Genomic DNA, 23303 nt, shown 5'->3' on the forward strand with positions numbered 1-23303 from the left:
CGGCTCCTGCAGGGTGAGGGTTACGCCTTCAGGGTTCGGGTCATTCGCAACGCCAGCACGCTACCGGCGACGATCACCGCTGCCAGCAGGTACAGCGCCATATCCGTGGACCCGGTGGCATCTTTCACAAAGCCGACGATATACGGGCTGAGGAAGCCGGCCATCTGGCCCATGGAGTTGATCAACGCCAGGCCACCTGCCGCCGCGCCGGCACTGAGCATGGCGGTGGGCACTGGCCAGAACATCGGCAGGCCGGTCAGCGCGCCCATGGTGGCGATGGTCAGGCCGAGAATGGCGATGGCCGGGGTGGTGGCGAAGTTCACCGCGATCACCAGGCCGATAGCGCCCATCAACATCGGCACCACCAAGTGCCAGCGACGCTCCTTGCGCAAGTCGGCGGAGCGACCCACCAGCAGCATGAACACGGCCGCCAGCAGATACGGGATCGCACTCAGCCAGCCAATCACCAGGTTATCGCTGAACCCCAGGTTCTTGATGATCGACGGCAGCCAGAAGTTGATCGCGTACACGCCGCTCTGGATGCAGAAGTAGATCAGGCCGAACGCCCAGATCGCGGGGTTCTTGAACACTTCGGCCAGCGAATCGGTGGTGGTTTTCGGCTTGTTGGCCAGGTCGGTCGCCTGGTCGGCTTCCAGTACCGCGCGTTCGTGAGGTTTGAGCCACTTGGCGTTGGCAAAGCTGTCGCTGAGCAGGAAGTAGGCGAGGGCGCCCAGGATCACGGTCGGGATGCCTTGCAGCAGGAACATCCACTGCCAACCGGCCAGGCCGCCTTGGCCCGCGGCGAAGTGGTTGAGGATCCAGCCGGAGAACGGGCTGCCCAGCAGGCCGGACACCGGGATGGCCGACATGAAGAACGCCATGATCCGCCCACGGCGGAAGGTCGGGAACCATTGCGAGAGGTACAGCACCACACCGGGGAAGAAGCCGGCTTCCGCGGCACCGGTAAACAGGCGCAAGGTGTAGAAATGCGTCGGCGTGGTGACGAACAGCAGGCAGGTGGACAGTGTGCCCCAGACGATCATCATCAACGCAATCCAGCGTCGCGGACCGAACTTGGTCAGTGCCAGGTTGCTCGGCACGCCGCACAGCACGTAGCCGATAAAGAAGATCCCGGCACCGAGGCCGTAGACGGTTTCGCTGAACTTCAACGCATCGAGCATCTGCAACTTGGCAAAGCCAACGTTTACCCGGTCGAGGTAATTGAACAGATAGCAGATGAAAATGAAGGGGATCAGGCGCAGGGTAATGCGCTTGTAGATGGCGTTTTTATCGTCATCGGTGGCCAGTGTGGCTGCGGCGCTCTGTGACATGGGAGTCTCTCTTTATTATGATTTTTTGCGATGCGCAGGTAACGTTGATCGCCCAAAGAGTCTCGACCACCTTGCAGGCCGCTGTCTTTGTGCTTGCGCACAGTCAAGCAGCCATTGCGCTGTGCCAGTGAACAACCTAACGCTTTCCAGGAAATTAGCCCCATGTTCGAGCTGGATCATGACTTGGCGCAGAACATCGTCGATCGCACCATGGCGATCCTGCCCTATAACGTCAACGTCATGGACAGCCAGGGCCTGATTCTGGGCAGCGGCGAGCCCGAACGCATCAACACTCGCCATGAGGGCGCGCAACTGGTACTCGCCAATGGTCGCGTGGTGGAAATCGACGGCCAGACCGCCAAACACCTCAAGGGCGTGCAGCCGGGCATCAATCTGCCGTTGCTGCATGATGGGCGCCTGATCGGCGTGCTCGGCATCACCGGTGAACCGGAAGGCTTGCGCACTTACGCCGAGCTGGTGCGCATGACCGCCGAAATGCTGGTGAGCCATCGCCACCAGCAGGCCGAGCAACAATGGCGGCGCCAACGCTGTGACGATCTGCTGGCCTTGCTGCTGGCTGAAACCGGTGATTCACCGCGCCTGGTGGACGAAGCCCAGCAACTGGGGCTCAAACCGCAGATGGCGCGGACGCCGTACCTGTTCGAACTGGGTGCAGGGCAATCGGCGGACGCCTTGAGCACCTGGTTGACCTCGCGTTATCCGGACAGTTGGTGCGTCAGCTCCGCGCAATATTCATTGCTGTGGTGCCGACCGGCAGCCGTGCAGGTCGACAACCTCCGGCTGCTGGAAAAGCTCGATGGCCTCGGTTGGAACATCCTGCGCGTCGCCGTGGGCGGGCAAGCGGATGGGCTGGCGGGGCTGCGCCGCTGCTATCGACGCGTCGGTGATTTGCTCGCTTATGGCCGTGATGTCCTGCCACAGTCACGCCTGCTGACCCTCAACCGCTATCGCCTGCCGGTGATGCTGTGGCGCCATCGCAACGAGGATGCCCTCGACGAACTCCTCAACCCATTGCGCAAAGTGTTGGCCAAGGACGGCAACGGCCAATTGCTGGCCACGCTGCGCAGTTGGTGCGAACACCATGGCCAAAGCCAGGCCTGTGCCGATGCGCTGGGGATTCACCGCAACAGCCTGCGCTACCGCATGGAGCGCATTGCCGAACTCAGCGGCGTAGACCCGCTGACCCTGGACGGCATGCTGGCGCTGTACCTGGGCGTGCAGTTGTTGCCCCAGTCTTTGTCGGAATGAACAACAAACCTCATCCACACTTGTGCATCGGACCGGCGTCAGCGGCGATGCCAACTGGCAGCATGGGCGTCATAAAAACCGGAGAAAGCCCATGAAAATCATCATCGCCCCCGACTCGTTCAAGGACAGCCTGAGCGCCGAAGGCGTCGCCCAGGCCATTGCGACCGGGTTGGCCCAGGTCTGGCCGGATGCACAATTGATCCAGTGCCCGATGGCGGACGGCGGTGAAGGCACGGTGGATTCGGTGCTCGCAGCGTGCAATGGCGAGTTGCGTCACCAACGTGTGCGCGGCCCGCTTGGCGCGGCGGTGGAAGCGCGCTGGGGCTGGTTGGCCCACAGCCACACCGCGATCATCGAAATGGCCGAGGCCAGCGGCCTGCAACGGGTGCCGCCAGACCAGCGCGATGCGTGCCGGACCACCACTTATGGCACCGGTGAACTGATCCGCGCGGCCCTGGATGCCGGCGCTGAGCGCATCATCCTGGCGATTGGCGGCAGTGCCACCAACGATGGCGGTGCCGGCGCGATGCAGGCGCTTGGCGTGCAACTCTTCGACGTCGAAGGCCAACCGCTGCCACCCGGCGGCCTGGCCTTGGCGCGCCTGGCCACTATTTGCCTTGAACAACTCGATCCGCGCCTGGCCCAGGTGCGTTTCGATATCGCCGCTGACGTCAACAACCCGCTGTGCGGCCCCCACGGTGCCTCTGCGATTTTTGGCCCGCAAAAAGGCGCGAGTCCCGAGCAGGTCCAGCAACTGGACGCCGCCCTCGGCCATTTCGCCGATCACTGCGCTAACGTCTTGCCCAAGGACGTACGCGACGAACCCGGCAGCGGCGCCGCCGGCGGCCTCGGCTTCGCCGCCAAGGCCTTCCTGGGCGCGCAGTTCCGCCCTGGGGTCGAAGTGGTAGCCGAACTGGTCGGCCTGGACGAAGCCGTCCGTGGCGCGGACCTGGTGATCACCGGCGAAGGCCGCTTCGACGCCCAGACCCTGCGCGGCAAAACCCCGTTCGGTGTCGCACGTATCGCCCAGCAGCATAAAGTGCCCGTCATTGTGATTGCCGGCACGTTGGGCGAGGGCTACGAGCAGATGTACGCCCACGGCGTGGACGCGGCCTTCGCGTTGCCTTCCGGGCCGATGACCTTGGAGCAGGCCTGTGCGCAGGCACCGAGACTTTTACGTGAACGCGCTGCAGATATTGCACGGGTTTGGGTATTGGCAGCGGGTTGAGGGCACGTGTTATGCGGATCCTCATCGCCATAGCATTTATCGAATGCCGGGTGTAACTGTGAATTCTGACAGTAGACGCGTTGTCGCTTTCGGCGCTAGCTCATTACTCTTCTGAGTTAGTCAATTTCGCTCATGAAAATGGACCTCAAGATATTATCTGGAGTCCGACAGCACGCGCTGAGAGCTATGAAATCTCTCATGACAAAATGGACAGACCGAGTATTCAAACGGAGAACTCAGCCAAATTTGACAATCTTGTGCCGGGTACCGGCTATGAGTTCCGAGTGGCACCTTTGAGTCGATCGGGTGTTGTAGGGGGAGGCTTCTACTGGGACGTGTATACCCTCAGTTGAACGTTTTCGTTTGATGGCGTTACGGTGAATGGAGCCTTGAAAGGGATGGACGTACACTGGCCGGCCATTTGTCTTTCAAAGGATGAAACACAATGCACACACCTGACCCCCATAATGAAGCGGCGCAGGCGCTGTACCGCAAATTCGGCTTCGAGGTCGAAGGCGTATTGCGCGACTACGCCGTGCGTGACGGTCGGTTTGTCGACACCGTCAGCATGGCGCGGCTGCGCCGGTCGGCTTAGTCCTGCAAGGCAAACGCCACCGCAGCCTGCGCATGCAGCTCGGTGGTGTCCAGCAGTGGCAGGTCGCTGTGTTCGGGCTTGATCAGCAGGCTGATTTCCGTGCAACCGAGGATGATCGCCTGGGCACCGCGTGCGGCCAGGGACTCGATCACACCTTGGTACACCTTGCGTGACGCAGCACTGATCACGCCCACGCACAATTCCTCATAGATGATCCGATGCACCGCCTGGCGTTCGTCCGCCTCGGGCACCAGCACAGTCAGGCCCTGGGCTGCCAGGCGCGATTTGAGGAAATCCTGCTCCATGGTGAACGCGGTACCGAGCAGGCCGACCGTGAGCGTGCCGGCTTCCACGGCCGCCGCGCCGGCCGCATCGGCGATGTGCAGGAATGGAATCGAGACGGCCGCTTCAATACGCGGCGCGACCAAGTGCATGGTGTTGGTACACAGCACCACGCACTCGGCGCCGCCAGCTTGCAGACGGCGCGCGGCATCTTCCAGGATCAATGCGGTGTCATCCCAGCGGCCGGCGTGTTGAGCCTGTTCCACCGGGCCGAAATCCACGCTGTACATCAACAATTGCGCCGAACGCAGCGGGCCCAGTTGGTCGCGCACGCGCTGGTTGATGATGCGGTAGTACTCGGCGCTGGACTCCCAGCTCATGCCGCCGATAAGGCCGATGGTACGCATGCGATGCTCCTGACGAGGAAAGTCGCTTCACCTTACGCATCAGCCGTGGATTAGTCATACGCAGTTATCGGCGAAATGACCGGTGCAGTTTCACATGTCGAGGGTGACCCAGCCCGGCCTGGGCTCCTCCGGCGCCACGGCGTTGATCGACTTGCCGGTCGCCGCCTCCACGCGTCGCGCCACTTCCGGGTCATCGGCGAAGGGGATCAGGCTGGCGTCATCCAGGCTTTTGTCGGACTGACCGCGCAAGCAGTACTCCACCGCGCCATACAGGCACACCACCATCAGCAGGCCCCACATATCAGGCGATCCGTGCATCAAGCTGGGCCGTGTGCAGGTCGGCGACCCGCACTGTGCGCCAAGTGTTGTAGGCCATCAGCAGCATCCCGCCAAGAAAGAACACTCCACCGGCAAAGCGCACCACGAACCCCGGATGGCTGGCCTGCAAGGCCTCGACAAACGAGTAGGTGAGGGTGCCGTCATCGTTGACTGCCCGCCACATCAGGCCCTGGGTAATGCCGTTGACCCACATCGAGGCGATGTACAGCACGGTGCCGATGGTCGCCAGCCAGAAATGCAGGTTGATCAGCGCTACGCTGTGCATCTGCTCACGGCCGAAGACTCTGGGGATCATGTGGTACAGCGAGCCGAAGGTGATCATCGCCACCCAGCCCAGGGCTCCGGCGTGCACGTGGCCAATGGTCCAATCGGTGTAGTGGGAGAGCGCATTGACGGTCTTGATTGCCATCATCGGGCCTTCGAACGTCGACATGCCATAGAACGCCAGGGACAGCACCAGGAAACGCAGGATCGGGTCAGTGCGCAACTTATGCCAGGCGCCGGACAAGGTCATCATGCCGTTGATCATCCCGCCCCAGCTCGGCGCCAGCAGGATCAGCGACATCGCCATGCCCAGTGACTGCGCCCAGTCCGGCAGGGCGGTGTAGTGCAAGTGGTGGGGCCCGGCCCAGATGTACAGGGTGATCAGCGCCCAGAAGTGCACGATGGACAAGCGATAGGAGTACACCGGCCGCCCGACTTGTTTGGGTACGAAGTAATACATCATGCCCAGAAAACCAGTGGTCAGGAAAAAGCCTACGGCGTTGTGCCCGTACCACCATTGCACCATCGCATCGGTCGCCCCGGAATACACCGGGTAGGACTTGAACCAGTCCACTGGGATCGCCAGGTGGTTGACCACATACAACATGGCGATCACCAGGATAAAGGCGCCGAAAAACCAGTTGCCTACGTAGATGTGCCGGGTCTTGCGCTGCACCACTGTCGTGAAAAACACAACGGCATAGGCTACCCACACCACCGTCATCCACACCGCGCCGGAGAACTCGATCTCGGCGTATTCCTTGGTGGTGGTGTAGCCCAGGGGCAAACTGATCAACATGATCACGATCACCGACTGCCAACCCCAGAAGGTGAATGCAGCGAGGCGGTCGGAAAACAGCCGCACCTGGCAGGTGCGCTGGACTGCGTAATAGCTCGCGGCAAACTGCGCGCTGCCGGCAAAGCCGAAGATCACCAGGCTGGTGTGCAAGGGGCGCAGCCGGCCAAAGGTGGTCCAGGGCAGATCGAGGTTCATCTGCGGCCAGACCAGTTGCGAGGCGATCCACACGCCCATGGCCATGCCCAGCACGCCCCAGACGATGGTCGCGATAACGAATTGGCGTACGACTTTATAGTTATAGGCCTGCCCGATTGATGCAGTGCTCATGCTCAGTCCTCCCACGGTTCCAAGTGGCGGCACTGTAGGAAGCGTGGGTAAAACAAAACAGACTCAGAAAAACTTCAATACAGCGGATCAGTTGCTTGTGCTTGAAGTGCGTGCTTTCAGCCCATCTGATCCGCTTTATATGAGCAAACCTGACTCTTAAATGCACTGCGCCGCAAGCGCATAGTCGCTCCCATAGAAGCCGCGCCCTGCACGCGGCCAACCCTGATGAGGCGGTGATATGTACCAGTACGACGCATACGACCGGGCGCTGGTGTTCGAGCGCGTGGCGCAATTTCGTGACCAGGTAAGGCGCTTTATGGCAGGCGATTTGAGCGACGCAGAGTTTTTGCCGCTGCGTCTGCAAAACGGCCTGTACCTGCAAAAACATGCCTACATGCTGCGCGTGGCGATTCCCTACGGCACTTTGAGCGCCGAGCAGTTGCGCACGCTGGCCGGCATCGCCCGGGACTACGACAGGGGCTACGGGCACTTCACCACGCGACAGAACATGCAGTTCAACTGGATCGAACTGCATCAGGTGCCCGACATCCTTGAGCGCCTGGCGCAAGTGAACATGCATGCGATCCAGACCTCCGGCAACTGCGTGCGCAATATCACCACCGAAGCCTTTGCCGGCGTGGCCGCCGATGAGCTGCTGGACCCGCGCCCCTTGGCGGAAATCCTGCGACAGTGGTCCACCATCAACCCGGAATTTCTGTTCCTGCCGCGAAAATTCAAGATCGCCATCTGCTCGGCGCGTGAAGACCGGGCAGCGATCATGATGCATGACATCGGCCTGTACCTTTACCGTGGTGATCAGGACGAAATGCTTTTGCGCGTGATGGTCGGCGGCGGCCTGGGGCGCACGCCGATCCTGGGTGTACAGATTCGCGAGGATTTGCCCTGGCAGCACTTGCTGTCTTACGTCGAAGCGGTGCTGCGCGTGTACAACCGGCATGGTCGGCGGGACAACAAATACAAGGCGCGCATCAAGATCCTGGTCAAGGGCCTCGGCATCGAAGCGTTCTCCAAGGAGGTAGAGGAGGAATGGCAATACCTGCGCGATGGACCCGCGCAACTGACCGAGGCGGAATACGTTCGTGTCGCTTCGGCCTTCGTGCCGCCGGCTTACGCAACCCTGGCCAACACCAGCCTGGCCTATGGGACGCACCTGACCGACAGCCCGGCATTTGCCCGTTGGGTCAGCCGCAATGTGATGCCCCATAAAATGCCGGGCTATTCCAGTGTGGTGTTGTCGACCAAGCCCGGTATCAGCTCGCCACCGGGTGACGTGACCGCACAGCAAATGGACGCGGTAGCCGAGTGGTCGGAGCGTTTCGGCTTTGGTGAAATCCGTATTGCCCATGAACAGAACATTGTGTTGCCGGATGTGCCCAAGGAGCAGTTGTTCGCGTTGTGGAAGCAGGCCTGTGAACATGGCCTGGGCGCGGCCAATATCGGCCTGCTGACCGATATCATCGCGTGCCCTGGCGGGGACTTCTGCGCACTGGCCAATGCCACGTCGATCCCCATCGCCCAGGCGATCCAGCAACGTTTCGATAATCTGGATTACCTGCACGACCTGGGTGACATCAGCCTGAACATCTCCGGCTGCATCAACGCCTGCGGCCACCACCATATTGGCAATATCGGCATCCTGGGTGTCGATAAAAATGGCAGCGAGTGGTACCAGATCACCCTCGGCGGCGCCCAGGGCAACCACAGCGCGCTGGGCAAGGTGATCGGGCCGTCGTTCAGTGCCGCCGAGGTTCCGGAGGTGATCGAACGGGTCATCAGCACCTTTGTGCGCTACCGCGAGAGTGAGGAGCGTTTTGTCGACACTGTGCAGCGTATTGGCCTGGAGCCGTTCAAGGAACGGGTGTACGCGGGGCAGCCGGCGTGAGCCGTGCGGGCGTTAATCATACGCAGTGCCTGCGCATCTGCCATGATCAGGCTTCGCAACCTGGCTCACCCAAGGGAATCCGCAATGGACGATGTACAGCAACTGGGCGAGATGCTTCGTCATTACGCCGATAGCGAAGCGCATAAAAAACAGCAATTCGACCTGCAGTCGGCCCGTTGGGCACAAAAGCTCGGCGAGTTGTTCGGGCAGATCGAGCAGTGGCTGGAGCCGGTGAAGACCGTAGGGTTGCTCGAAGTTCACCGTGAACCTTACGTGGCCAGCGGCCCGAGCGTGCCGCTGGAAGCGTCGCCATTCAAGACCGAGAAACTGACCGTCCAGATAACCGGCAAACCGGTGGAGTTCGTGCCGGAGGTGATGGGCGCTGGCGGGCTGATCTCGGTGTCCGTCATGGGCTTGACCGCCGCGCGGCACGGCAGCGTTTCACTGGTGCTGCCCGTGGACAAGAACGATTGGTTGTGGAAGAAGACCAACGGCCTCAAGGACCCGGACACGTTTGGCTTCGACGCCAACTTCCTGGCGTCGCAGTTGCAAAGCCTGATTCCGCGCGAGCGCGGCTGAAACACCCCAGGTGGTGGGGGCAGGGCTATTTCTCCAGGATTGGCTATACCTAGAGTTCAGTGTTACAACGCCGACCGCCAGGGAGTTCGAAATGAAACTTTCGAAAATGAAACTAAGGCAATTGATCAGCACGCTGTGCATCGTCTCGCTCGGGCTGGCCGGATGTGCCAGCAAGGTTCCGCAACCGGATGAGTATTCCGGTTTTCTCTCGGACTACAGCCAGTTGAAGGAGGCCAAGTCGCCATCGGGGGCGCAAGTGATGCGCTGGGTCGATCCCAAGCTGGACTTGAGCCGCTACAACGCGGTGTACATCGAACCCACACAGTTCTACCCCAAGCCCCAGGCCACCGCGAAGATTCCCGACAGCACCCTGCGCGGCATCGACGATTACTTCAATCAGGCGCTCAAGCGTGAGCTGGCCAAGTCGCTGCCACTGGCAAACGGCCCCGGCCCCGGCGTCATTGTGGTTCGCGCCGCGATTACTGCCATCAGCAGCAAGACCGAAGGCCTCAAACCCTATGAATTCGTCCCGGTTGCGCTGGTAGCGGCGGCGGTCAGTGCCGGTACCGGCATCCGTGACCAGGAAACCACCCTGGGCACGGAAGCGCAGTTTCTCGACGGCGCCAATGGCAAGGTCCTTGCCCAGGTGGTGCGCAAAGGCACCGGCAAGCCGCTGTCGAATGACAGCCAGGTGATGCAGGCCAATGATGTGAAAGGCGTTATCGACGGCTGGGCGTCAGACCTGCATCAGTCTTACCTGAAGCTGAAAAAACACTAGCTTGCGGCACTGAGGCCCAGCCATTTCAGTGTTACTTGAGCGGCGTCAACGGCGGCAGGCTCCATTGGCCATTGACCACCTCAGGCTTGGGCAGATACATGCGCAGCACGGCGTAAAACGGACCGGGAGGGGCGGGCAACCAGTTGTTTTGCTCGTCCTTCGGCGGTTCATGATGCTGCAATGCCAGGGTCAAGCCGCCATCGGCATCCCGCTTGAGCCTGTCCAGCATCCGCGAATTGATCAGGTAGCGCTTCTTGTGGTTGGGCACCAGCAATCGGGTCTTGGCGTCGTACATGGTCAGCGACCAGAACGCATCCGCGGGAGGCAGTTGGTCCTTGGCAAAATGCACGGTGTAGCTGTGCCGTGCACCGTTGGCGGGCTTGCCCTCGCTGTCGATGGTGTAGCGCAGGTTCACGGCTTCACTGGGTGAATTACCGAAAATGCCCAGTTCGGCGCCGGCGAAACGGTACAGGTAGTTGTTCTGCAGGTGATCGCGATTGCCATAGAGGTCACTGCCGGACACCTGGTGCGTATCGACCTTGTCTTTCTTGAATGCGCTGTATTCGGTCCTGGCGTCAGCGATGCCTTCTTCCAGCGCCTTGCGTTGCTCGGCCGTCAACTGGCTGACCTTGAATGGCTCACCGGGGGCAATGCCGATCTTGGCAAAACGTGCCAGCAGGTCTTTTTCACTGTCCTGGGGCGCGGCGAAAGCGAGCATGAAGTTCAGATAGCGAAACAGCTGCGGGCCTTCGGTCATGGTGGCCGTTGGTTTGGGCCAGTCGATTTTCGGCGCCTTGGCCGCTGGCGCCTGCTTCACATAACTGCTCAGCGACTGCACTTTGTAGCCATTCTGGATCTGCTTGACCTTGTTCAGGTCTTTCTCGTCGAACAGCTGAGTGCGGTACAGGGCATAGGCGATTGTGCTTTCGCTGTAGACCACCCGGTCGACGTCCACCGGCTGCTGACCTTTCCAGTCGGGACCAGCGATCATGTAGTGGCCACCGTTGTTGCCGGTGCTGCGCGTCCCCAGGTAAGCAATGTTCTGCGTATAGAGGTCGATCAGTTGGACCGAGTAGTAACGGTTGTCCTCGATTTTCGGCAAGGTCAACACCAGCGGCTCGCTGCGCAGGTCCATCCATACAAAGGAGTAGGGCGTGTCCGCGTTCGGCGTGGGCAACGCGATGTCCTTGGGGGTGAACACCTGGGCGGTGTTGCCGATATGGTTGAACGGTGCCTTGTAATTGGCACCGCCTTTGTCAACGGCTTGGGTGTAGAGCCTCTTGTACATTTCCACCACCGGAAAGCCATACAGGTAGGCTTCCTTGGCAATGGCCCGCGCCTCGTCGGGCGTTGCCGTGAAGTCGGCCCAGACAGGGGTGGTCATGAATATCGAGAGGCTCGCCAACAGCAGGCGCGTCGGTTTTCCAATCATGTTGTTGCGTCCTTCCAGAGATCTTTTTTGAGGGCTTGGGATGAAACCGCCGAGTTAACCGGTTTATTTGCCGAACGTCACGTTAATCCCTGCGAACAAGGTGAACTGGGGCAAGCCGTCGCCTTTGCGCGCCACCGTCCATTGTGGCTCGACAAAGGCATTGACGATGTTGCTCCCGGCTTTCCAGGCCTTGCCCGCGCCGAACCCGATGGGAATGTAGTGGGTGTCGTTCTTCAAATCGAAGGTCCAGGTGCCCGTGGAACGCAGGTACCAGCCTTTCGGCAGGTTATGAATGATAAACGGCTGGAAAGTTGCACTCTCGACATGCGGGTCAGACTAGTGTAAAAGGCCGAAAATGGCCGCCCTGGCTGGGCGGCCATCCACGAAAGAGGGTTCAGGCAGGGGGCAGCATCGATTTGACTTTGTCGCGTAATTGATCGATCGAGAACGGTTTGGCGATCACCTGCATGCCGTCAGGCACGTCGATATTCTCGGCATAACCGCTGGCGAACAGGATCGGCAGTGCAGGGCGCAATTCGCGCACTTTGGTTGCCAGTTGCTGGCCGTTCATGTCCGGCAGGCCGACGTCGGTCATCATCAGGTCGATCACCTGCGTGGTGTTTTGCACCAGTGCCAGCGCCTCTTCAGCGTCGGCTGCTTCCAGCACAGTGAACTCCAACTCCTCCAAGACATCGACGATGAGCATGCGCACGATGGCGTCGTCTTCGACTACGAGGATGGTGGAGGAGGTAGCGGACATAAAGAAAATTCCCGAGAAGTGAAGAAGCAGGTCTTGTTCAGTTAAAAGACGGTCCTCTACAGAGTTGTCTCTTTCTCGGCAAGTTCCCGATACAGGAGGGTATTGTGCAGGCAAAGGGGGGGAATGTCTTGTGATCGTACGAAGTCACTCTCAGGCACGCTTGCGTTGGCTACTTCAGGCTCTGGTTGGTTATCGCTGAAAAAACGACAGCCAACCAGACGCCGATTTGGCCTGTTTTTGACTTAGATCTCCACTCGGTATAGATCGGAAACGTCGATGCGGGACGCTCGAGTTGTATCGTTCAGGTCCGCCGGATCAAACACTGAGATTTTATATTCGGGCACATTAGGGGTGTCGCCATAATGCTTGAATAGGTTCTTGGTGCGGCCGCTGTTCAAGGTGCTTTCCAGTGCAGAACGCATCTGCTGTTCGGTCGTAAACGTGGCTTTTCCAAAATTGGGGTCGAAGTAAAACCATTCTTTGCGATGCTTAATCGTTTCGATGCCGGCGACAGTCTCTTTATAGGGCGTCACGATAATGCCTGCTGTAATGCCATGTTCGGGGCCGCGAATCAAAAGGGTTTTTGAACTGTTGGCCCTGCTAAGCTCGGTCAGTATATCGGTATAGGGAACTTGCCTTGCCTGCACACCATTGTGGAAGTTACTGCCTAATAGGGCCTGCAATTGACCCAGCTTGGCGCGGAATCCGTTGATTTTCTGTGCCTTGAGTTGTTCGAGATTGGCTTTGGCCTGATCAATTTTACGCAAGTCGTCAATCTCGTTGACACTCAGTGGAGAGACCATCGAAGCGTACAGATTTTTGATAAACGTATCTTGCTTGCCCGCGTGGGTAGCGGCCGCCATGACATTGGACAGCGCCGCGCACTCGCCTCCCGATAGCAACGAGGCTTGACTGAGGTAGAAGCCTTGCGGAAGCGCCGTTGCCTTGCCGCCCGCAGCCGTTATTTCTGCGCTGAACACCCTGAAGTTCTCTTGGCTGACGGTAATTCTACGCCGTTCCATATACTTGACTAACTGACCCACCTCTTCGGGTGTTCGTCCGCGGATGATGGCAAGTTCTGCCAGTTCGTTGAGCGTCAACGTGGGCGAAAACCCAGCGATGCTTTCTGGGTTTCCGCTGCTATAGCCTTTTTTATAGGCATCAAGGCCAGCGGCTTTAGCAATATCCTGTGCCAAGTTGAATCGTTCCGGAAGAACCTCCAGTTCATCTATTCGTTTGACCAGGCTTCCGAGTTCGGCGGGGCTACGGCGTTCGGCGACTGCCAGGCGTTTGAGATCATCAATACCCAGTGCAGTGGAGTAACCGTAGATCGCCTCTGGCCTGCCTGTGTTCTGACCTCGAATGTAGGCGGCGTTGTCCTCGGCTTTTACCCGGAGGACTGCATCTATAAAGTCTTTGCGGAACGCTGGATTGTCTGCTGCAGGCGCCAACACCGAACCGATCATCCTTCCTATCCAACTATCAGTAAACGCGCGAACCTCTCCCTCCAAGGCAACGACCTTGGGCGTAAAACCTACAAGTGGCGAGCCGTAAGGCCGCATTTTGTCGGCATCGAACGCATACCATTTGCCATTTTTCAGGACGGCTGCGGATTCGATACTGTGTTCGCCAAGTTTCAGGCTGCCCGTCGCAGCGGCGGTGTTGTTTATGCTGACGGCTTTCAGTAGGTCATAACTACCGGCAGCTCCACGGAGTTTGTTGACCCCCTCAGCGATCTTGCTAACCCCTGTACCGATAAGTTTCCCGCCGCCCCCGAGAAGGCCGATCACACCATCCACGGGGTTGAGTTGCCCGAAAACAACCGCGCCAATGACTTTGGTTGCCCGTGCGACTTTGGTCGCGGTGGACACCGCGCTACCGGCGATCTTCGTCAGCTTTCCGGCCGTGCCCACACCTGCGGTCAGCAAGCCAAATATGTCCAGTCCGAGATCGAAAATACCCTCGCCAATTTTTCCCTGACTAAAATTCTTGACTGTCGAAACAAAAGGGATCAAGTCCAGCATGAAATGACCGACGGTATTGGCTGCTCTGCGATGTTTATCGCCCGTGGTCTGCCCAAGTGCCTGCTCATGGATTGCGGGGTCATCGAGATTTATATGTTCAACAAAGGCGTCAGCGATAAGTTGAGTGCGCGTCGAAGCGAAGCTGTCCAGCCGCGGGTCGTTGGGCACTGATTGCTCAGTGCTCAGGTTTGTCGCGTTTACAGAGGGCGTGAACGCTTTCTTTTCATACTCGATATTTGCCGTTCGCCAAGTACCCGTTGTTGCGCTACTTTCCGGCACCTTTCGGATAGCGCCCCCATTGAAGTCAATTTCATACGCAGTAGGCACCCCGTCACGCTCAATCCTTACCAGCAACTTCGGGTTTTTAGGCAGTTGTGTCTTATCACTGAAACCCGTTCCCAGTTTTTGAGAGTAGGTTTGATAAAAACTGACCTTGCCATATTCAAAGTTTTCGCGATCTTGCAGAGGCAATTGAGAAATCAGGTGCTTGATGGAGGTACTGACCGCAGATTTCTTTTCTTCGATGGTGTTTTTGAATTGCGATTGAAACGCAGCGAACACTCCAAACCCTGGGTGCTCGTTCAGTTGCGCCAAGGGGGTACGGGGGTCGGTAGAGGTGTACGTTGAGTTAGCGTCAGCGTACATCATGGTGACGTCCAACAGGGAGTGTGGGCCGAACTCAGTGGCCGCCCCATGAGGGAGCGCTGTGATCACTTTGTTTTCAAACATTGATTCCTGGCCCGGAAAGCGTTTTTTAAGCTCCGCCAGCGCCATTTCTTTACGGGAGGGGATGTCTTTCTCAAAGGCCTGTGCTGCCTGCACCATTGACGGTTGGCGGGTTTTGAAGGTGGTCACCAGCGTATTTAGTTCATCGGCTGAGTATTGATGGTCGTGTTTTTTTTTCAGCACGCCATTGGCCACGCCCCAATCGATCAAGGCGTCACGCTGGGCCGCTTGGGTAACGACCGGATCGGCCAGGCTTGCACCCTCGGCCGCAAGCATCACCTGTGCGAAGCTCATGTTGGCCACTTTTCCAGGCGTCTCGGCTTCTATTGTCGCTGCAGCTACCGCCAGGTTGATCCAGGCCAGGCTGCCATAGGTCACGCTGCTCGGAATGTCTTTGATCAGGAACACTGGAGCGCGAGCTGCCAGCAGCACGTGGGCGGCTGCGCCCGCCAGTTCAGGACTGGTTTTTTTCTCCGCTACCAGGTGTTTGCTCAACGCATCAACCACCACCGACGCCGGCCTGCCCCAGTGTTTGTCGCTGGCGATGTCGAAGCCCGCGATGGTATTGCGCTGCGGGTTCCTGATGGACTCAGGGTCCAGTTGCAAGTTGATTGCAGCAAGGAGATAGTCCGTGGCGCTGTTCTCGGTGGCCAGGCCCTGCATCTGCTCCTGAAGGACTTTTCCCATTTGCTGTGCCTCAGGAGAACCGATCAGCGCGTTCAAGGTAGCGGTCGGATCCCTTAGCGTTTCAGGAGAGAGAGACACCCGCTGCTGCAAGAACGCCAATAAAAGCCCCCTGGTTCCGATGACCAAAGGCTTTTCCTGAGCGTCTCCATAATTAAGCGTAAAAAGGCGTAGGCGGCGTTGCTCATCCGTGTCCAAAGGCAACGGCCAGCTCAGCGCGCCTCCCAGGTTTCCCAAGGGGTGCTCAAGCGACTTGTCGATCAAAGCGCTCCCCAGACCGGTCAGGGAAAATTGGCTATAGGGTAATAATTTACCGTAGCTATTGATAAAACACTCGAGCGTGGTCACCTGACCCACCACTGCGTAGTAAGGCGAATCCGGATGAACCACCACACGCGTTTCTTTGAGTGCTGCCTCCACCTGTGTTTTTGAGGCGTTCGGCCCCAACAGCCTGGCGACTTCGTTAAGGCTGTCGCCGATTGCCTTCAAGTTGTGTTTATGGCCCAGTTTTTCGCTGAAGCTGACGGCTTCAGGGACGTTCACCCTGGTTGGCAGTGACGCCGTTTGTTCGTGCGTTTCTTCGTTCGACGCGGGCGTTTCGACCACCAGCGTGTTTACAGCACCTGCGGGTTGCTGGGAGGAGACGAAGTCGTATGTCGTGCGGGAAACAGGATCCGACGTAATGGTCATGGAGACACCTTAATCAGGAGGATGGGTTGCGTCTTTGAAACGGAACTTCCCTTTGCCAAGACTCCCTGTCTGTGGGGGCGTCTGACCTTCAGGTTCCGATCCTCCGGTCCTGGTATCTGTTTTAATCTGTGTAAATGAAGGGACGAAATCTGCCGGAATCACCGCGTGATATCAGACGCGGCAGGTAGGTTTCTGCTTCAAATCAACGCGAAAACATAGCCCTGGCGCCTGATATTCGGGCAAACTCTCGGTTTTCCGCACTTGGCCAAGGCATGCCCATGACTCCCGCGTCGTCTATCGATGAAAAGAGCTTTCGTAACCTCCTGAGCCGAAACGTCGCCCTGCCTTTGGGCGTGGGCGTGCTCAGTGCGGTGTTTTTCGTCGTATTGATCACCTACCTGTTGTCGGTGATTCAGTGGGTGGAGCACACCGATCGGGTTATCAATAACCTCAATGAGTCGTCCAAGCTGACCGTTGACCTGGAAACCGGCATGCGCGGGTTCCTGATCACCGGCGACGAGCATTTCCTCGACCCTTACGAGGTGGCCAAGCCGCGGATCATTGCCGACCTGCGCAACCTGCAGGAGCTGGTGGCGGACAACCCGCAGCAGGTGGATCGCCTCAAGCGCCTGGAAGCCCTGCAGATCGAGTGGAACAACTACGCCCAGTCGATGATTGACATGCAGCGCACCAGCGGCGACTACCGCAGCGCGGTCAAGGCGGGCCGTGGCAAGCGCCTGACCGATGAGATCCGTAAGGAATACGACGATGCGGTGGCGATGGAGCAGCAGTTCCGTATCACCCGCAATGAAGAAGTGACCCGCACCACCGTGGTCAGCGTGACCTTGTACTTGGCCTTCGTACTGGGCCTGAGTGGTTTCCTGGCCTACATCGGTCGCAAGAATTTAATTGCACTGTCAGAGAGTTACAGCGCAAACCTCGCGTCACAACAGAAGATCGCGCGACGTCTCGAACAGCAAGCCTGGCTGCGTAACGGCCAGACCGAACTGGCTGAACAGGTGCTCGGCCAACTCAGCCTGAATATGCTCGGGCGCAATATCCTGCAATTCTTTTCCCAGTACATGGGCTCGGCCGTTGCCGCGCTGTACGTGCGTGAAGAACACGGCGGCCTCAGGCGCGTCGCCACCTACGGTTTCTCCCGCGAGCAGGAGCAACTGGAGCAGGCGATCTACAGTGACGAAGGCATCGTCGGCCAGGCGGCCCAACTGGATCGCCTGATTCGCCTGGACGACGTGCCGGTGGACTACTTCAAGGTCAGCTCGGGCCTGGGCGAAGGTCATACCCGCAGCGTGCTGGTCATGCCCACCAGTGATGACGACCGTGTCAATGGCGTGATCGAACTGGGTTTCCTGCGCCCGCTGGAAGAGCGCGACGAAGAGCTGCTGGAGCTGATCGCCGGCAACATCGGCACCTCCATCGAGGCCGCCCGTTATCGCCAGCGCCTGCAGGAGGTGCTGGCCGAGACCCAGCAGCTCAACGAAGAGCTGCAAGTGCAGCAGGAAGAACTCAAGACCGCCAACGAAGAGCTGGAAGAACAGTCGCGCATCCTCAAGGAATCCCAGGCCCACCTGGAAACCCAGCAAGCCGAGCTGGAGCAGACCAACGAACAGTTGGCCGAGCAGACTCAGATCCTGGCCGAGCAACGCGACGCCATGGACCGCAAGAACGTCGAACTCAACCAGGCCCAGCTCGAGCTGGAAGACCGTGCCGAAGAGTTGCAGCGCTCCAGCAAGTACAAATCCGAATTCCTCGCCAACATGTCCCATGAGCTGCGCACACCGCTGAACAGCTCGCTGATCCTGGCCAAGTTGCTGGCCGAGAACGCCCAGGAGAACCTCAGCGCCGAACAGGTCAAGTTCGCCGAGTCGATCTATTCCGCCGGCAATGACCTGCTCAACCTGATCAACGACATCCTCGACATTTCCAAGGTGGAAGCCGGCAAACTTGAAGTGCGCCCGGAAAACTCCAGTGTGGCGCGCCTGGTCGACGGCCTGCGCGGGATGTTCGAGCCGCTGGCAGCCGAACGCAAGCTGAGCTTCCAGGTGGATGTGCAGGAAGGCTCGCCGACCATGCTGTTCACCGACCGCCAGCGCCTGGAACAGATCCTCAAGAACCTGCTGTCCAACGCGGTCAAGTTCACCGAGCAGGGCGACGTCAGCCTTTGCGTCTCGCGTGCGCCAGGGGAGGGCATTGCCTTCACGGTGCGCGACTCTGGCATCGGCATTGCCCCGGACCAGCAGGAAAGCATCTTCGAAGCGTTCCGCCAGGCCGATGGCACCACCAACCGCCGTTACGGCGGCACTGGCCTGGGCTTGTCGATCTCCCGCGACCTGGCCACGCTGCTGGGCGGTTATATCAGTGTGACCAGCGAGCCCGGCAAGGGCAGTGTCTTCACCCTGGTATTGCCGGAGCAGTATGTGGAGCGCGAAGAAGACGCTGCGCCGATCGAGCCGCCACGCCAGGCGGTGGTTGTGCCGGCCCCGGCCCCGGTCAGGGTTTCCCCGCTGCCGGTGGCCGATGCCAGCCAGATCCCGCGCTTTGCCGACGACCGCGACAAGGCCCCGTTCTCCACGCGCTGCATCCTGGTGGTGGAAGACGAGCCGAACTTCGCCCGTATCCTTTTCGACCTGGCCCATGAGCTGGGCTACCACTGCCTGGTGGCGCACGGCGCAGACGAGGGCTACAGCCTGGCCGAGGAATACGTGCCCGATGCGATCCTGCTGGACATGCGCCTTCCGGACCATTCCGGGCTGACCGTGCTACAGCGCCTGAAAGAGCACGCCAACACCCGGCATATCCCGGTGCATGTGATTTCCGTGGAAGACCGCGTCGAGGCCGCCATGCACATGGGCGCCATCGGCTATGCGGTCAAACCCACCACCCGCGAAGAGCTCAAGGACGTGTTTGCGCGCCTGGAAGCCAAGCTGACCCAGAAGGTCAAGCGCGTGCTGCTGGTGGAGGACGATGACCTGCAGCGTGACAGCATCGCCCGCCTGATCGGCGACGATGACATCGAGATCACCGATGTCGGTTACGCCCAGGCCGCCCTGGACCTGCTGCGCACCAATATCTACGATTGCATGATCATCGACCTCAAGCTGCCGGACATGCTTGGCAACGAGCTGCTCAAGCGCATGGCCACCGAGGACATCTGCTCGTTCCCACCGGTGATCGTCTACACCGGGCGCAACCTGACCCGGGATGAAGAGGCCGAACTGCGCAAGTATTCGCGCTCGATCATCATCAAGGGCGCCCGCTCGCCAGAGCGCCTGCTGGATGAAGTCACACTCTTTCTGCACAAAGTCGAATCCCAGCTGTCCCATGATCGCCAGAAGATGCTCAAGACCGCCCGCAGCCGCGACAAGGTCTTCGAGGGGCGCAAGATCCTGCTGGTGGACGACGATGTGCGCAACATCTTCGCCCTGACCAGCGCCCTGGAGCACAAAGGCGCGGTGGTGGTCATCGGGCGTAACGGCCAGGAAGCCATCGATAAACTCAATGAAGTCGATGATATCGACCTGGTGCTGATGGACGTGATGATGCCGGAAATGGACGGTTACGAGGCCACCACCTTGATCCGCCAGGACCCGCGCTGGAAAAAGCTGCCGATCATCGCGGTGACGGCCAAGGCCATGAAGGACGATCAGGAGCGCTGCCTCGCGGCGGGTTCCAACGATTACCTGGCCAAGCCAATTGATCTGGATCGTCTGTTCTCACTGATTCGCGTATGGCTACCGAAGATGGAACGCATTTAAGTGGAGCAATGTTTTTTGGATAAAAGCAGCGATATTGAGCTGCGCCTGTTGATCGAGGCGATTTACCTCAAGTACAGCTATGACTTCCGGGACTACTCCGGGGCGTCGGTGAAACGCCGTGTGGCTCACGCCCTGCGCCAGTTCGATTGCGCGACCATTTCCGCCTTGCAGGAGCGTGTGTTGCATGATCCGTCCGCGTTCATGCAGTTGCTGCAGTTCCTGACGATCCCGGTGAGCGAGATGTTTCGCGACCCGTCGCACTTCCTGGCGATCCGCCAGGAAGTGGTACCGCTGCTCAAGACCTATCCGTCGATCAAGATCTGGATCGCCGGTTGCAGCACGGGCGAGGAGGTCTACTCCATGGCCATCCTGCTGCGCGAAGAAGGCTTGCTGGAGCGCACGATCATCTACGCCACCGACATCAACCCGGCGTCGCTGGACAAGGCCAAGCAGGGCATCTTCTCGCTGGAGAACGTACGAGCCTACACCGCCAATTACCAGCAGGCCGGCGGCCAACGTTCATTTGCCGATTACTACACTGCGGCATACGATTACGCGATCTTCGATAAAACGCTGCGCGAGAATGTCACCTTCGCCGACCACAGCCTGGCGACCGATAGCGTATTCTCAGAAACTCAGTTAATTTCATGCCGCAACGTACTGATTTACTTCAACAAAAAATTGCAGGATCGCGCGTTTGGATTGTTCCATGAGTCGCTGTGCCATCGCGGCTTCCTGGTGCTGGGCAGCAAGGAGACGCTGGATTTCTCTGCGTTCGGCAAACAGTTCGAACCCTTGGTCAAACAGGAACGGATCTACCGCAAGCTATGAATCAAGCGGCTGCCAGCCCGGCATCGGTCCGGGGTATCGAGGCTATCGTCATCGGCGCATCCGCCGGTGGCGTGGAGGCGTTGCTGACGATATTCGGCGAGCTGCCCGCACATTTCGGGCTGCCGATCATCACCGTATTGCACCTGCCGGATGAGCGTCGCAGCCAACTGGCGGAGGTGTTTGACCGGCGCGTGGCCATGCAGGTGGTCGAGGCGCGCGACAAGGAAGTGCTCAAGCCGGGCACGTTGTATTTTGCCGGCCCTGGTTATCACTTGTCGGTGGAGCATGATCGCAGCCTCTCCCTCAGCCAGGAAGACCGGGTGCACCACTCGCGGCCGGCGATCGATTTCCTGTTTTCCTCCGCCGCCGATGCCTATGGCAAAGGCCTGCTTGCTATTCTGCTGACCGGCGCCAACCAGGACGGCGCCCGTGGCCTGGCCCACGTCAAGCAACTGGGCGGTACCACCGTTGTGCAAGAACCGACTGAAGCACGCGTCGCTGTCATGCCCCGTGCAGCCCTGGCGCTGCATACACCCGACCACATTCTGACGTTGAGCCGCATTGGCTCACTGCTGGCTTCCCTGGAATATTCCCCATGTTAAGTACTGTCCAGGCCAAACTGCTGATCGTCGACGATCTGCCGGAAAACCTGTTGGCCCTCGAAGCGCTGATCAAGCGCGAGGACCGCCAGGTGTTCAAGGCATTGAGTGCCGACGAGGCCTTGTCCCTGTTGCTGGAGCACGAGTTCGCCATGGCGATTCTCGACGTGCAGATGCCCGGCATGAACGGGTTCGAGCTGGCCGAATTGATGCGCGGTACCGAAAAGACCAAGAACATCCCGATTGTGTTCGTCAGTGCCGCCGGCCGCGAACTCAATTACGCCTTCAAGGGCTACGAAAGCGGCGCCGTGGACTTCCTGCACAAACCGCTGGATATCCACGCGGTGAAGAGCAAGGTCAATGTGTTCGTCGACCTGTATCGCCAAAGCAAGGCCATGAAGCTACAGGTCGAAGCCCTGGAGCGCAGCCGTCGCGAGCAGGAACTGCTGCTGACGCGCCTGCAGGCGACCCAGGCCGAGCTGGAGCAGGCCGTGCGCATGCGTGACGACTTCATGTCGATCGTCGCCCACGAAGTGCGCACGCCCCTCAATGGGCTGATCCTCGAGACTCAACTGCGCAAGATGCACCTGGCCCGGGACAACGCCGCGGCGTTCACCCTGGACAAGATGCACGCCATGGTCGACCGCGATGAGCGCCAGATCCAGAGCCTGATCCGCCTGATCGAAGACATGCTCGATGTCTCGCGCATCCGCACGGGCAAGCTCTCCATTCGCCCGGCGCGCTTCGACCTGGCGCAACTGGTGCGCAACCTGGTGGAAAATTTCGCCCCACAAGTGGCGGCCGCCAACTCTTCCATGCAATTGACCGCCGAAGAGCCGGTCGAGGGTAACTGGGATGAGTTCCGCATCGAGCAAGTGGTGACCAACCTGCTCACCAACGCGCTGCGTTATGGAGCCAAGAGCCCCGTGGATGTGCGGGTGTACACCGAACACGGGGAAGCGCGGATTGAAGTGCGTGACCGCGGCATCGGTATCAGCGAAGAGAACCAGAAACGTATCTTCCAGCAGTTCGAGCGCGTCTCGGCCAGCCAGGTGGCGGCGGGTCTTGGGCTTGGCCTGTTTATTTCCGAGCAAATCGTTGCAGCTCATGGCGGCACCATCGAGGTCGAAAGCCGGATAGGCGAGGGCGCCCTTTTTCGGGTGTGCCTGCCCCTTGAACAGCCGGCATGAAATCAATCGTCACCTCGACGCAACCTCTGCGTGACCCCATGGTCGTAATTGCAGCAATTGACCGGACAAAGGCTTCCCATGAGTGAAGATGCACAAGATGTCGTTCTGATCGTCGAGGACGACGAATCCATTATGTTTGTGCTGGGTGAATACCTGGCCGGCCTGGGCTATCGGGTGTTGAAGGCGATCGATGGGGAGCAGGCCTTCGAAATTCTCGCGACCAAACCGCACCTGGACCTGATGGTCACCGACTACCGTTTGCCGGGCGGCATTTCCGGGGTGCAGATCGCCGAGCCCGCGATCAAGTTGCGCCCCGAATTGAAGGTTATTTTCATCAGCGGTTACCCGCAGGAAATCCTCGACTGCAACAGCCCGATCACGCGTAACGCGCCGATTCTGGCCAAGCCGTTCGATCTGGATACGCTGCAAGAGCATATCCAGCGCTTGCTGGCATGAGCAGGGCGGCGTCTGTAACAGGACGCCGCACATT

At 59.3% G+C, this 23303-nt stretch carries 18 protein-coding genes and 2 pseudogenes; 12 read left to right on the plus strand and 8 right to left on the minus strand.

Annotation, left to right across the window (positions count from 1 at the left end; all coding sequences use genetic code 11):
* Positions 1–20 precede the first annotated feature (20 nt).
* Positions 21–1331, minus strand: a complete 1311-nt coding sequence (locus BM70_RS0114900; protein ID WP_025856751.1) for an MFS transporter — start codon at positions 1329–1331, stop codon at positions 21–23.
* A 162-nt stretch (positions 1332–1493) separates the two neighbouring features.
* On the opposite strand from BM70_RS0114900, the gene BM70_RS0114905 reads away from it, so the two are divergent.
* The 4 genes and pseudogenes from BM70_RS0114905 to BM70_RS32400 form a co-directional block, all read left to right on the plus strand.
* On the plus strand, positions 1494–2600 hold the full coding sequence (locus tag BM70_RS0114905; RefSeq protein WP_025856752.1) for a sugar diacid recognition domain-containing protein: 1107 nt from the start codon (positions 1494–1496) through the stop codon (positions 2598–2600).
* A 91-nt stretch (positions 2601–2691) separates the two neighbouring features.
* Positions 2692–3828: a glycerate kinase gene (locus BM70_RS0114910; RefSeq protein ID WP_025856753.1), complete on the plus strand. Its 1137-nt coding sequence runs from the start codon at positions 2692–2694 to the stop codon at positions 3826–3828.
* An 80-nt stretch (positions 3829–3908) separates the two neighbouring features.
* The gene (locus BM70_RS33950; protein WP_371262153.1) at positions 3909–4181 is read left to right on the plus strand and encodes a fibronectin type III domain-containing protein; all 273 of its coding nucleotides are present in this window, start codon (positions 3909–3911) and stop codon (positions 4179–4181) included.
* Positions 4182–4294: 113 nt separating this feature from the next.
* Positions 4295–4423 (plus strand): annotated as a pseudogene (locus BM70_RS32400) (GNAT family N-acetyltransferase); the annotation flags it as partial.
* On the opposite strand, the gene BM70_RS0114920 reads toward BM70_RS32400, so the two are convergent.
* The 3 genes from BM70_RS0114920 to ccoN all read right to left on the minus strand — a co-directional run bounded on the left by BM70_RS0114920 (position 4420) and on the right by ccoN (position 6841).
* The gene (locus BM70_RS0114920; RefSeq protein ID WP_025856755.1) at positions 4420–5112 is read right to left on the minus strand and encodes an aspartate/glutamate racemase family protein; all 693 of its coding nucleotides are present in this window, start codon (positions 5110–5112) and stop codon (positions 4420–4422) included. The pseudogene BM70_RS32400 and the gene BM70_RS0114920 sit on opposite strands and share 4 nt — an antisense overlap.
* Before the next feature lie 90 nt (positions 5113–5202).
* The gene (locus tag BM70_RS0114925; RefSeq protein ID WP_025856756.1) at positions 5203–5412 is read right to left on the minus strand and encodes a cbb3-type cytochrome c oxidase subunit 3; all 210 of its coding nucleotides are present in this window, start codon (positions 5410–5412) and stop codon (positions 5203–5205) included.
* A 1-nt stretch (position 5413) separates the two neighbouring features.
* Positions 5414–6841, minus strand: a complete 1428-nt coding sequence (gene ccoN / locus BM70_RS0114930) for a cytochrome-c oxidase, cbb3-type subunit I (protein ID WP_025856757.1) — start codon at positions 6839–6841, stop codon at positions 5414–5416.
* A 238-nt stretch (positions 6842–7079) separates the two neighbouring features.
* On the opposite strand from ccoN, the gene BM70_RS0114935 reads away from it, so the two are divergent.
* The 3 genes from BM70_RS0114935 to BM70_RS0114945 all read left to right on the plus strand — a co-directional run bounded on the left by BM70_RS0114935 (position 7080) and on the right by BM70_RS0114945 (position 10101).
* The gene (locus tag BM70_RS0114935; RefSeq protein WP_025856758.1) at positions 7080–8744 is read left to right on the plus strand and encodes a nitrite/sulfite reductase; all 1665 of its coding nucleotides are present in this window, start codon (positions 7080–7082) and stop codon (positions 8742–8744) included.
* 84 nt (positions 8745–8828) lie between these two features.
* Positions 8829–9323, plus strand: coding sequence for a hypothetical protein (locus BM70_RS0114940; protein WP_025856759.1), 495 nt, complete (start codon positions 8829–8831; stop codon positions 9321–9323).
* 106 nt (positions 9324–9429) lie between these two features.
* A complete protein-coding gene (locus BM70_RS0114945) occupies positions 9430–10101 on the plus strand; it encodes a DUF3313 domain-containing protein (RefSeq protein WP_025856760.1) in 672 nt (223 codons plus the stop codon).
* Positions 10102–10132: 31 nt separating this feature from the next.
* Here the strand turns inward: BM70_RS0114945 and BM70_RS0114950 are convergent, their stop codons facing one another.
* From BM70_RS0114950 to BM70_RS0114965, 4 genes and pseudogenes are all read right to left on the minus strand, one after another.
* Positions 10133–11533: a DUF1254 domain-containing protein gene (locus BM70_RS0114950; RefSeq protein ID WP_025856761.1), complete on the minus strand. Its 1401-nt coding sequence runs from the start codon at positions 11531–11533 to the stop codon at positions 10133–10135.
* Between the two features lie 63 nt (positions 11534–11596).
* Positions 11597–11863, minus strand: a pseudogene (locus BM70_RS31315) (hypothetical protein); the annotation flags it as partial.
* A gap of 64 nt (positions 11864–11927) precedes the next feature.
* Positions 11928–12293, minus strand: a complete 366-nt coding sequence (locus BM70_RS0114960; protein WP_025856762.1) for a response regulator — start codon at positions 12291–12293, stop codon at positions 11928–11930.
* Between the two features lie 242 nt (positions 12294–12535).
* Complete coding sequence (locus tag BM70_RS0114965; protein ID WP_025856763.1) at positions 12536–16417, minus strand: hypothetical protein; 3882 nt, start codon at positions 16415–16417, stop codon at positions 12536–12538.
* A gap of 278 nt (positions 16418–16695) precedes the next feature.
* Between BM70_RS0114965 and BM70_RS0114970 the strand changes: the two genes are divergently transcribed.
* The 5 genes from BM70_RS0114970 (at position 16696) to BM70_RS0114990 (ending at position 23269) form a co-directional block, all read left to right on the plus strand.
* A complete protein-coding gene (locus BM70_RS0114970; protein WP_025856764.1) occupies positions 16696–20193 on the plus strand; it encodes a response regulator in 3498 nt (1165 codons plus the stop codon).
* Positions 20194–21024 (plus strand): protein-glutamate O-methyltransferase CheR, encoded by an 831-nt coding sequence (locus BM70_RS0114975; RefSeq protein ID WP_371262154.1) that lies wholly within the window; start codon positions 20194–20196, stop codon positions 21022–21024.
* Positions 21021–21626, plus strand: coding sequence for a chemotaxis protein CheB (locus BM70_RS0114980; protein ID WP_025856766.1), 606 nt, complete (start codon positions 21021–21023; stop codon positions 21624–21626). Before BM70_RS0114975 ends, BM70_RS0114980 begins: the two co-directional genes overlap by 4 nt.
* Positions 21620–22813 (plus strand): hybrid sensor histidine kinase/response regulator, encoded by a 1194-nt coding sequence (locus tag BM70_RS0114985; protein WP_025856767.1) that lies wholly within the window; start codon positions 21620–21622, stop codon positions 22811–22813. The genes BM70_RS0114980 and BM70_RS0114985 overlap by 7 nt, the downstream gene beginning before the upstream one ends.
* Positions 22814–22891: 78 nt before the next feature.
* Entirely contained in the window at positions 22892–23269 is a 378-nt protein-coding gene (locus tag BM70_RS0114990) for a response regulator (RefSeq protein WP_003217591.1), read from the plus strand.
* Positions 23270–23303 lie beyond the last annotated feature (34 nt).

Source organism: Pseudomonas sp. CHM02, from assembly GCF_000612585.1.
Lineage (GTDB): Bacteria > Pseudomonadota > Gammaproteobacteria > Pseudomonadales > Pseudomonadaceae > Aquipseudomonas.

What these genes read in the sequence shown, in the direction of transcription:
- BM70_RS0114900 (WP_025856751.1), bottom strand. Translation starts at nt 1,331, where the DNA reads ATGTCACAGAGCGCCGCAGCCACACTGGCCACCGATGACGATAAAAAC.
- BM70_RS0114905 (WP_025856752.1), top strand. Translation starts at nt 1,494, where the DNA reads ATGTTCGAGCTGGATCATGACTTGGCGCAGAACATCGTCGATCGCACC.
- BM70_RS0114910 (WP_025856753.1), top strand. Translation starts at nt 2,692, where the DNA reads ATGAAAATCATCATCGCCCCCGACTCGTTCAAGGACAGCCTGAGCGCC.
- BM70_RS0114920 (WP_025856755.1), bottom strand. Translation starts at nt 5,112, where the DNA reads ATGCGTACCATCGGCCTTATCGGCGGCATGAGCTGGGAGTCCAGCGCC.
- BM70_RS0114925 (WP_025856756.1), bottom strand. Translation starts at nt 5,412, where the DNA reads ATGTGGGGCCTGCTGATGGTGGTGTGCCTGTATGGCGCGGTGGAGTAC.
- ccoN (WP_025856757.1), bottom strand. Translation starts at nt 6,841, where the DNA reads ATGAGCACTGCATCAATCGGGCAGGCCTATAACTATAAAGTCGTACGC.
- BM70_RS0114935 (WP_025856758.1), top strand. Translation starts at nt 7,080, where the DNA reads ATGTACCAGTACGACGCATACGACCGGGCGCTGGTGTTCGAGCGCGTG.
- BM70_RS0114940 (WP_025856759.1), top strand. Translation starts at nt 8,829, where the DNA reads ATGGACGATGTACAGCAACTGGGCGAGATGCTTCGTCATTACGCCGAT.
- BM70_RS0114945 (WP_025856760.1), top strand. Translation starts at nt 9,430, where the DNA reads ATGAAACTAAGGCAATTGATCAGCACGCTGTGCATCGTCTCGCTCGGG.
- BM70_RS0114950 (WP_025856761.1), bottom strand. Translation starts at nt 11,533, where the DNA reads ATGATTGGAAAACCGACGCGCCTGCTGTTGGCGAGCCTCTCGATATTC.
- BM70_RS0114960 (WP_025856762.1), bottom strand. Translation starts at nt 12,293, where the DNA reads ATGTCCGCTACCTCCTCCACCATCCTCGTAGTCGAAGACGACGCCATC.
- BM70_RS0114965 (WP_025856763.1), bottom strand. Translation starts at nt 16,417, where the DNA reads ATGACCATTACGTCGGATCCTGTTTCCCGCACGACATACGACTTCGTC.
- BM70_RS0114970 (WP_025856764.1), top strand. Translation starts at nt 16,696, where the DNA reads ATGACTCCCGCGTCGTCTATCGATGAAAAGAGCTTTCGTAACCTCCTG.
- BM70_RS0114980 (WP_025856766.1), top strand. Translation starts at nt 21,021, where the DNA reads ATGAATCAAGCGGCTGCCAGCCCGGCATCGGTCCGGGGTATCGAGGCT.
- BM70_RS0114985 (WP_025856767.1), top strand. Translation starts at nt 21,620, where the DNA reads ATGTTAAGTACTGTCCAGGCCAAACTGCTGATCGTCGACGATCTGCCG.
- BM70_RS0114990 (WP_003217591.1), top strand. Translation starts at nt 22,892, where the DNA reads ATGAGTGAAGATGCACAAGATGTCGTTCTGATCGTCGAGGACGACGAA.